This is a genomic window from Microbacterium sp. Bi128, from assembly GCF_918698205.1.
The window spans coordinates 1-1,803 of sequence record NZ_CAKKMM010001056.1 but is presented as its reverse complement, the minus strand read 5'-3'; the positions used below and the strand labels follow the sequence as shown (position 1 = coordinate 1,803).

Here is a 1,803-nt window from a genome sequence, read left to right as displayed (position 1 = left end):
CCGCCGGGACGGTGCGGGGCACGGTCTGCGTGGGGTCAGCCGGCACCGGGCCAAACTCACCCCAGAGGCCGCGCAGCAGGGGCTCGACGGCGGGGTCGACGGCCAGCGCGGGGCCGTGAAGGGCTTCCCAGTCGATGCCGGGCACGGCCTCGGCGAGGACCCCGGTCGGGATCTGGTCGCCGGCGGGCAGGAGGGCGTCGAAGTCCACCTGGAGGTAGAGCGGGGACGCGCCTTGTGCGCCGGGCGGTGCGCCGGGCGGCGAGTCGGCCGGTACGCCGGTCCGGGCGGCGCTCGCGGAGTCCGGTGCCTCGACGCGGGGAACCGGCCGTTCCGCGACGATAACGCCGTGGCCGATCAGGCCGCGTCCGTGGCGGCCCTGGAGCACCAGCCACGCGTCCGTGCCGGCGGCGCTTCCGGCCGCGTTGCCGGCTCCGCTGTCGAGAGAGGTCCCGACGTCCCAGCTGGCCAGGTGCCGGCCGGTTTCGGCGACCTCTTCCAGCACGGCCGGGTAGGTCCAATCGTTCCATTCGTCGGGGTCCCAGACGAGGATGATTGCTGTCATCTGCCCATTGTCGCAGTGCCCGGGCTGCCTGCGGCATTGTTGAGCGGCCCGGTCGGCCCGGTCATGCACGTGGCGTTGAGGGTGTCCTCCGCGATGGACTCCATTTGGTGCAGAATGTGGGTGTCCCCGCGTGGGAGCGGTTCCGGCGGGTAGGCCACGGCCATGGTGAGCTGCCGGGTTCCGTCCGCGCTGGTCATGGTGATGGTGCCGTAGCCGGGCACGTCGCCGGGATGGCCGTAGTAGAAGTCGTTGGTGCACAGATCGTTCCAGCGGACCACGCCGAGTCCGTACCTGGCGTAGAGCGGGCTCTCCATTTGCGTGATCGTCGCCGGCTTGAGCAGCTTGTTCTGCAGCAGCGCGCGGTAGAACGTATTCACGTCCGCCACGGAGGACACCATGCCGCCCGCGGCGTTGTCGATCTGGGCGGCCGGATAGGTGACGTCCAGTTGTTTGCGGTCCAGCGCGATGTAGCCGTGGATCATGGACGACGGCGCCGGCCCGGCCGCCGTCATCAAGGTTTCACTCAAACCCAGCGGCTCGATGATGTCGGTGCTGATCACCTCGCCGATCCGCCGGCCGCTGAGGCGCTCGACGATCAGCGCCAGGGCAATGTAATTCGAGTTGGAGTATTCAAATCCCTGGGCCAGCTTCGCCTGCCAGGAGATCCGCCCCGCCATGGCCAGCAGATCCGCCAGGCTCACCTTGGTGGTCAGGGCTTCGCGCACTGTGGCCGGATCGAACAACGGCCCGTCCACCGACGGCATGCCGGAGCGGTGCTGCAGCAGCTGGCGGACCGTGACCGGTCCCGGCGGGTGCATCACCTTGTTGAACTCCGGCAGGTAGGTGCTGACCGGCGCGTCCAGTTCCAGCCGGCCCTCCTCGGCCAGTTTGAGCACGCAGACGGCCACCATGGACTTGGTGACCCCGCCGATGTGCACCGGGTCCGTTATCTCGGCCCGGGACGGGCTGTTCAGGTTTCGGACCCCGTAGGCCGCGGACCACTCGTCCCCGCCCACGCGGACCTGGATGAGGACGGCCGGGGCGCCCTCGTCGAGCAATCTCCTGCCGAACTGTTCGAGCACGGACCGGTAGCCGGAATCGGGCGACGCCGGCGCCGGCGGTTTCGGCCCGGGGACGCAGCCGCCGAGGCCGGCCGTAAGCACGACGGCGAGGATTGCGGCCGTGAACCGGCGGGATTTTTCGCGGATCCAGACCATCGGCATGAGGGTCCTTCTTGCAGG

General features: G+C 69.7%; 1 protein-coding gene and 1 pseudogene. Both read right to left on the bottom strand.

Annotation, left to right across the window (positions count from 1 at the left end):
* Positions 1–562: pseudogene (locus LQV45_RS29700) on the bottom strand (HNH endonuclease); the annotation flags it as partial.
* A partial coding sequence (locus LQV45_RS29695) for a serine hydrolase (protein ID WP_230010716.1) occupies positions 559–1,803 on the bottom strand: 1,245 nt, incomplete at its 5' end. The gene LQV45_RS29695 and the pseudogene LQV45_RS29700, both read right to left, overlap by 4 nt.